The sequence below is a fragment of the Parasphingorhabdus sp. genome (assembly GCF_049667325.1).
In the GTDB taxonomy this organism is placed as follows: domain Bacteria; phylum Pseudomonadota; class Alphaproteobacteria; order Sphingomonadales; family Sphingomonadaceae; genus Parasphingorhabdus.
The window spans coordinates 1-7,328 of the sequence record NZ_JBATHY010000218.1; the positions used below are offsets into that span (position 1 = coordinate 1).

General features: G+C 58.9%; 8 protein-coding genes. 3 read left to right on the top strand and 5 right to left on the bottom strand.

The genetic code is table 11. From position 1 onward, the window contains the following. Positions 1–24 precede the first annotated feature (24 nt). Complete coding sequence (locus WBM93_RS09975; protein ID WP_424431434.1) at positions 25–921, bottom strand: ImuA family protein; 897 nt, start codon at positions 919–921, stop codon at positions 25–27. Positions 922–1,113: 192 nt separating this feature from the next. Here WBM93_RS09975 and WBM93_RS09980 point away from each other — a divergent pair, with 192 nt between their 5' ends. The 3 genes from WBM93_RS09980 (at position 1,114) to WBM93_RS09990 (ending at position 3,895) form a co-directional block, all read left to right on the top strand. Continuing rightward, positions 1,114–2,310, top strand: a complete 1,197-nt coding sequence (locus tag WBM93_RS09980; protein ID WP_424431436.1) for a hypothetical protein — start codon at positions 1,114–1,116, stop codon at positions 2,308–2,310. Positions 2,311–2,398: 88 nt separating this feature from the next. After that, complete coding sequence (locus tag WBM93_RS09985) at positions 2,399–3,190, top strand: hypothetical protein (protein WP_424431438.1); 792 nt, start codon at positions 2,399–2,401, stop codon at positions 3,188–3,190. A 186-nt stretch (positions 3,191–3,376) separates the two neighbouring features. Further along, complete coding sequence (locus tag WBM93_RS09990; protein WP_424431440.1) at positions 3,377–3,895, top strand: hypothetical protein; 519 nt, start codon at positions 3,377–3,379, stop codon at positions 3,893–3,895. 56 nt (positions 3,896–3,951) lie between these two features. Here WBM93_RS09990 and ribH read toward each other — a convergent pair whose 3' ends face one another. The 4 genes from ribH to WBM93_RS10010 form a co-directional block, all read right to left on the bottom strand. Beyond that, on the bottom strand, positions 3,952–4,374 hold the full coding sequence (gene ribH / locus WBM93_RS09995) for a 6,7-dimethyl-8-ribityllumazine synthase (protein ID WP_424431442.1): 423 nt from the start codon (positions 4,372–4,374) through the stop codon (positions 3,952–3,954). 52 nt (positions 4,375–4,426) lie between these two features. Further along, complete coding sequence (gene ribB, locus WBM93_RS10000; protein WP_424431444.1) at positions 4,427–5,746, bottom strand: 3,4-dihydroxy-2-butanone-4-phosphate synthase; 1,320 nt, start codon at positions 5,744–5,746, stop codon at positions 4,427–4,429. A 314-nt stretch (positions 5,747–6,060) separates the two neighbouring features. Beyond that, entirely contained in the window at positions 6,061–6,579 is a 519-nt protein-coding gene (locus WBM93_RS10005) for a flavodoxin domain-containing protein (protein ID WP_424431446.1), read from the bottom strand. A gap of 105 nt (positions 6,580–6,684) precedes the next feature. Then, positions 6,685–7,137 carry a RidA family protein gene (locus WBM93_RS10010; RefSeq protein WP_424431448.1) on the bottom strand — a complete coding sequence of 151 codons (453 nt, stop codon included), beginning with the start codon at positions 7,135–7,137 and terminating at the stop codon, positions 6,685–6,687. Positions 7,138–7,328: the final 191 nt, after the last annotated feature.

Here is a 7,328-nt window from a genome sequence, read left to right on the forward strand (position 1 = left end):
TTCTCGGTCAGCGCAAACGGATGGTCAGGCGGCCCGTGTGCCCTGATGATCCGCTCCGACGGCAGATAGGGCAGGAACAGCGCCAATGTCCGGCGTGTTCTGCTGCTCGCGGAAGATTTGTTGGTCACGGTTCCACTCCAGTCGGGCGCCGAGCCCGTAAAGACCGCTGCGATGGCGCAGCAGGCTGATATCAAAAGCGCTGTGGCCCGAAGCATTGGCCTCGAGTGCGAGCGAAGGTGCCGCCGCGATCTGCCAGCGGCTGAAGGCAGCGGTCGGCAAAGGATTTTCCGGATCGCTGCCGGAGCGCAGGCACAGGCTGAGCACACCCGACTTTTGTGCCGATAGCGAAAGGCGGCGGGTGGCGGTCAGGTCGAGGCCCTTGGGCCTCTTGCCCGACAGTTCGATGATCACCGCTCCCATGGCCGAGGATCGCACGCCGTCGGCGGCTGCGCGCAGCGCGGCGATGCTGTCCGGCGCATCGACATGGATGATGCTGTCCGGATCAATTCCCAGCTCCGCCAGTCCCGGCGGATAGAGCCTGCCTTGCCGTCTGGCTTCCCCGCTTTCGCTGATCCACAATACAGGGCGTTCCTCCCGACAACGTTGGGCCAGCAGCAGCGCCATCGCCGCTGTACTTGTGCGGTCATCCTTGCTCGCCGCATGCAGTTCATGCAGCGCCGCGCGCGGCAGGCCGTCGGCCCCCGCGTTACCGCGCAAGGCGGCGTCGATCCGCTCCACCCCGAAGGTGAAATGCGAGGGCGCGCCATCGACGGTTGCCGTCCTTGTGCCAGACGCCGCCAGTATCTTGGCGAGACGCGCCCGCAAGACAGAGGGTTTTGCTGGTATTGCCAGAGGCACAGCAGAAGGGTTGACCGGCGAAGGCCCGAAAGCCCGCCCCGAATCCGAATCGATATTGTTCATGATTTGTTCTAGTTTAGTGAAGATTGAAATCAGGTCAAGCCAGACTGCAGTCTCTGCATGATTTTTGGTTATGTGCCGCCTTCACAAAACCATCAGGTCGATGAAAAATAACGCTATTCCGGCATCGAAAATCGGAATAAACAAGAGCCGCAAATATATTCGAGTCGCAAGTTCCTTTTCGGGAGATGTGCAATGAATTCGATTGTTTCCAACAGCGCCCTATTGGCAAGCCTGTTGCTGATACCCGGCAGCCTGAGCCAGGCACAAACTGCCAATCCGCCCAAGGCACAATATGAAATGGACATCGGAACGGTTACCGGATTTGGCGGGATGACCGGTGGAATCGGCAGCGCCATGTCGATGATGTTTGGCGGCAAGGCCAAACCGTCCCACATGCTGGAACTGCGACTGGGCTCCCGTCTCGCCCCGACCGGTGGAGCAGCCAGCGCCGATCACTTCCCCGATGCCGGCTTGAGACTCGGAAAATCCCTGCCGCTGATCACGCCGGTGACATCAGCACCGGAGCCATCAGACCGCATGCCGGAAAAATTCGAACGTCCGCAAGGACGGCTGCTGCTGTTCTGGGGCTGCGGTGCCAAGGCGGGTCCGGGTCAGCCGGTGGTGATCGATTTTGCCAAGGTCGCGGCAGGCCAGATGCCGCCGGGGCTGTTCTCGACCAGGGTGCCGGTCGAAAGCGGGCTGACCCGGACCAACAGCAAGACCTATGGCAGCTGGCCCAACCAGAAATCCGGGAAAATGCCGGACAGCAATGCCTCCATATTGGGCGAGCACAGGGTTGCGGGCAATTATACGCCGGAAATGAAATTCACCCTGAATCAGGATTTCATGGGACCGCTCAACGCCCAGTCATCACCGGCAGCCGGCGGCGCGACAAATCTGAACTGGAACAATGTGTCTGCTGCAACCGGCTATTATGCATGGGTAATGGGCGGTAAAATGACCGGCGAGAAAATGGGTGACATGGTCTGGTGGTCGTCCTCGATGAGCCGTGATTTTGGCGGCGGTCTTTGGGACTGGCTGTCACCGGCAACGGTGCGGCGGCTGATTGCCGACAAAACCGTGATGCCGCCGACCCAGACCAGCTGCACCATCCCCGCCGAAGTCAAGGCCGCCGCGCCGCAATTCATGATGGGCAATCTCACCGCCTTCGGGCCGGAATCAAATTTCGCCTATCCGCCAAGACCGGCGACAGGCGTGTGGAATCCGGAATGGACCGCCCGTGCCCGCTACCGCTCGACGACCAGCTTGCTGATGGGAGAGGGGATGGAAGGCATCGGTGACATGTCGGACAATGACCAAAACGAACAGCCAAAGAAAAAACCGTGCAAACCTTCGATGATGGGCGCGCTTCTGGGCAAGACCTGCTGACCGGCCAGCTCCGTCGCTTGCAGTATCAGGTCGATCGCGTAATATGGGGTCAGGATAACCGGCCATCAACCATGCAGGATGCCAGACCATGAACAGATATTCGCTTGCCTTCGCCAGTTCCCTCGCCCTGATCGCGGCTAATTCGATGCCGGTTCAGGCGATGGAACATCACGAACGACATGCCGGTGCAGCCATTGATGTGGCCGCCACCAATGCGGAGTTGACCGCGGCAGAAGGCCGGTCAGACGAGGACAAGGCGCGCGATGCCAGCCGCAAGCCTGCAGAAGTACTGGCCTTTCTCGGCTTGAAACCGGGCGACACCATACTCGACCTGATTGCATCCGGCGGCTGGTACAGCGTCGCGGCGGCAATCGCCACCGGTCCGGAAGGCAAGGTCTATGCCCAAAACCCGGCGGCGGCGCTGCAATTGCGCGATGGCGCTTATGAAACGGAAATCACTGCAAGACTCGCTGCCAATGATCTGCCGCAGATCGAAAGGCTGAACAGCGAAATCGCCGATCTCGGCGTGCCCGACAACAGTATCGATGTGGCGATCACCGCGCTCAACTTTCATGATGTCTACAATAGCTACGGGGCAGCCGCGGCGACCGGCATGTTGCTTGCCGTCAAGGCCAAGCTGAGACCGGGCGGGACGTTCGGGGTGATTGACCATGTCGGTGATCCTGATGGCGACAACACGGCCAGCCACCGGATTGATCCGGCGCTAGCAGTAGCGGTGGCAGAGGCAGCGGGTTTCGCCGTCGAACGCGATGATGATCTGCTCGCGGGCGAGGGTGATGATCATGGCAAGAATGTTTTTGACCCAGCGGTACGCGGCAAGACCGACCGCTTTGTCCTGAAGCTGACCAAGCCGGAGTGATAACCGGAAGCGATTTGCCAAGATCAGTTCTTCCGGCGGATCATTACGCTAATCGTGACACGGTCTCTTTCTGCCCTGCTCATGGCTCGCCTCGCCTCAATCGCCTTAACAAATCCGGCCATCGCTTTTTAGCGCGGAAGCCAGCGGCGATCGATCGCCATTTTTTGTAATTTTTAGGAGTATGATATGAAGAATTTTCTGACCCTCTTGACCGGCGCTGCGCTGCTTGCCGCGACACCGGCCCTGGCGCAAGACGCCGCTCCGACTGTCGAAGCTCAAGTGGGCATGAAGGTTGTCGGCCCCAATGGCGCTGATGTCGGTACCGTGGATTTCGTAGACGCTGGCGTCGTGGTGGTGGATACCGGCACGAACAAAGCTGCGCTCGCGCCCGACGCCTTTGCCGAAGCAGAGACCGGCCTGTCGATCATGATGACCAAGGCTGATCTCGATGCCGCCGTAGAACAGGCCGCCGCCGACGCAAGAGCCCAGTTGCTCGCCAGCCTGACCCCGGGCACCGAAGTGAAATCGGTCACCGGCGCTGCGGTTATCGGCACCATTCAGGAAAGCGATGCCGACTATGTCACCGTCGAACATAACGGCCAGCCGGTGAAATTGCCGGTCGCTGCGTTCATGGCCAAAGCCGACGGTGTCTCGATCACGATGACCGAAGAACAGTTCGAAGCCGCGCTCGCCGGCACGCAATAAGCCTTTTGTCTTGGCGGCGGCGGGCATATCGGCCTGCCGCCGCCAATATGCTTTCTTCAGGCGGTGAATTTCATCGCCAGCTCGTGCATCGCCATCGCGGCCTGGGCCGCCTCGCCGCCCTTGTTCTTGCGGCTCTTGTCAGCCCGCGCCAGCGCCTGATCTTCATTCTCGACCGTCAAAATGCCATTGCCGATAGCCGCACCGTCCATGGTCAGCGCCATGATCCCGCGCGCGCTTTCGCCGGCGACGATTTCGAAATGATAGGTTTCGCCGCGGATCACCACGCCGATTGCGACAAAGCCGTCATAGCGATCGCTGTCGATCGCCATCGAGATGGCGCTAGGGATTTCCAGTGCACCGGGCACGGTGATCAGGTCATATTCGTGTCCCGCCGCTTTCAAAGCATCGACCGCCCCCTCGATCAGCATGTCGTTGAGCTTGTCATAGAATCGCGCTTCGACGATCAGGAATTTTGCCATTTTATGTTCTTTCCATTTCTAGAGACCCTCCTCTGAAGAGGAGGGGTGATGATTATTCTGCCGCTTCCAGCACGCCGGTTTCCGCGCGAGCATCACCGCACGGTATCGCACGCTGTCCGACAATCCTGAGGCCGTAAGCATCCAGCCCGACCAGTTCATGGCTGGTGTTGGAGAGCAGTTCCATATCATGGACACCCAGTTCGGTGAGAATCTGCGCGCCGACGCCATAGTCGCGCAGCTGATCCATCTCGGGCGGTTTCTGGCCGGTCAGGCGGGTCATCTGGCTGGAGAAGAAATTGTCCACCCGCGGGCTGATGAAGACGATGATCCCGGCCCCCGCTTCGCCGATCAGCTTCATCGATTCTGCCAGCATCCTGGATTGCGGACCGGTCTGACCGAATATATCGCCGAAAATTGCCGTCGCGTGCATCCTTACCAACGTCGGTGATTCCGGATCGACATGGCCTTTCTGCAGGACCAGCTGCTCGCTCTTGGTCGCGGTGTTGAAAAAGGTGATCGCCTTCCACTCGCCACCCCACTGGCTGTTGAACGTCGCTTCGGTGCCGCGCTCGGCGAGATGGTCATAGCGCAGGCGATAGGCGATCAGGTCGCGGATCGTGCCGATCTTCATCCCGTGATGCTGGGCAAATTCGATCAGGTCATCGAGCCGCGCCATCTCGCCGTCATCCTTCATGATCTCGCAGATCACGCCGGACGGGTTGAGCCCGGCCAGCCGCGAGACATCGACCGCCGCTTCGGTATGGCCGGCGCGGACCAGCACGCCGCCGTTGCGCGCCTGCAACGGAAAGACATGGCCGGGGGTGACAATCTCTTCCTTGCCCTTGGTCCGGTCGATTGCCACCGCCACAGTGCGCGCGCGGTCGGCGGCGCTGATCCCGGTGGTGACGCCGTCGCGCGCCTCGATCGAAATGGTGAAGGCGGTTTCATAGGCGCCGCGATTATTCTGGCTCATCATGTCGAGGCCCAGCTCCTCGACCCGGTCCCGCGACATCGCCAGGCAGACCAGCCCGCGACCATATTTGGCCATGAAGTTGATCGCGTCGGGGGTCGCCATTTGCGCCGGGATGATCAGGTCGCCTTCATTCTCGCGATCCTCGTCGTCAACCAATATATACATCCGCCCGTTGCGCGCCTCGTTGATAATCTCTTCCGCCGAAGCCATCACCGAAGCCCCGCCGCGCGCCAGATAAGATTCCAGCTTGCCGAGCGTTTCCGCGGTCGGGTTCCAGTCCTCTTCGCCCAGCCGGCGCAGGCTGTTGGCGTGCAGACCGGCGGCCCGGGCCAGCCCGGCGCGGCTTTCCTTGCCGGATTCGATCAGTTCGGTCAGTTGCTCGATCAGGATTTTGCTCATGGACTCGCCTTTGTGATGTGATGTTGAGACGGAGATATCACATTGTAGTGTGATTGGTCTAGGGCCAATATCACATTGGTTGCACATCGCGGCGAAATATAATTTCAAACTTTACACAGTTTACAGGGTTATAATATTGAAAATCTGGGGGTTGATAGAAGCGGCCAATGGGCTGGTTTTGAGGCGGATGTGCGGGCGTTTTGTTCATAGTCGCGTTTTAGCACTGGTGGGGTGATGTAGGAAAGCGGGGGCTTGTGGTTTGAAGCGCCTAGATGGTTGATCCCAAATTTGATGCCGTGGATTTGCCGCATTCCTTAATTTCTTACCCCGTCACTCGATTGCAGTTGCTGTATCGCCTTCACTATCGGCTGGATACTAGCCTTGTCCATATAGTCAAAACCCTCCAGCTCCTCTTTTCCCGCTACCCGATCACGGTTCTTCAGGCCTCCGATGATCAGCATCATGCGATCAAACCGGGACAGGTCCCCGGGGTTTTGTCGGCCAAGAAGGGCGAAATGATGCATTCGCTCGATCAGCGTCCCGGGCAGGCTGTTGGCGATCCAGCCGTCGAGCTTTGACCCTGCCGGGGCACCGGAAACGGTAAAAAACAGGACTGGCCTGGTTTTTAAAGTCGCCATTTTCTGCCTGACCCAGTTTCGGATCGCGAGCTTGTGGTAGATAACCGGGGCACCGATGACGACGAAGTCGTAATGAGACGGATCGGCATCAGCCCTGTTCACGTCAAACGATGATATTCCGGTCGCCTCGGAAATCCATTCGGCATATTGCGCCGTGCTGCCATATCGGGTTGCGTAGAATATTGCGCCGTTCATTGTTAACTGCCTCCGCACGCTATGTTAGAGTTGCAGTGCAATTACGCAATTCAGGTCAATTACGGTGACAGTGGCAACAATCCTAAAACCCTCACGCCTTCCCCATCACCTTTTGGCAATACACTCCACTTCAACCCGCGCGCCCAATGCCAGGCCGCTCGCGGCAAAGGCGCTGCGGGCGGGGTAGTTGTCTTCGAAAAAATCGACGTAGACGGCGTTGAAGGCGAGCCATTCCTTGATGTCGGCGAGCATCACGGTGCATTTGACCACACGTTCCATGCCCAGACCTTCGCTGGCCAGCAGGGATTTGATATTCTCCATCGTCTGGCGGGCTTCCGGACCGATACCGCCGGCAGCCAATTCTCCGCCGGGAACCGTTCCCAGAGTGCCCGACAGAAAGATCAATCCGTCCACTTCGACCGCACTGGAAAAGGGCAGGCCGCGCTGCTTCATGTCTTCGTTTACAATATAGCGTATCTCTGCGGCCTCGCCCTCTGTCGCGGGTTCATGCGCCTGAGCGCCGGAGGTCAGGGCGGCAAATAGTGTCAAGAAAGCCAATGGGCGCATGAGAAAACCTTTCTGTCTTTGGCCATTTTCCAATGGAAATCATGGTAGTCCCGGAATGATGGCGACATCAATCAGATAATTGCACCAATGCAGAACGGCTACACCCGTGACGGCAGTTACGGTAATTGAAGCGCCCGGTTTTTTCTTTGACTGCAACCTTATCCAATCCGATACGCTATTAG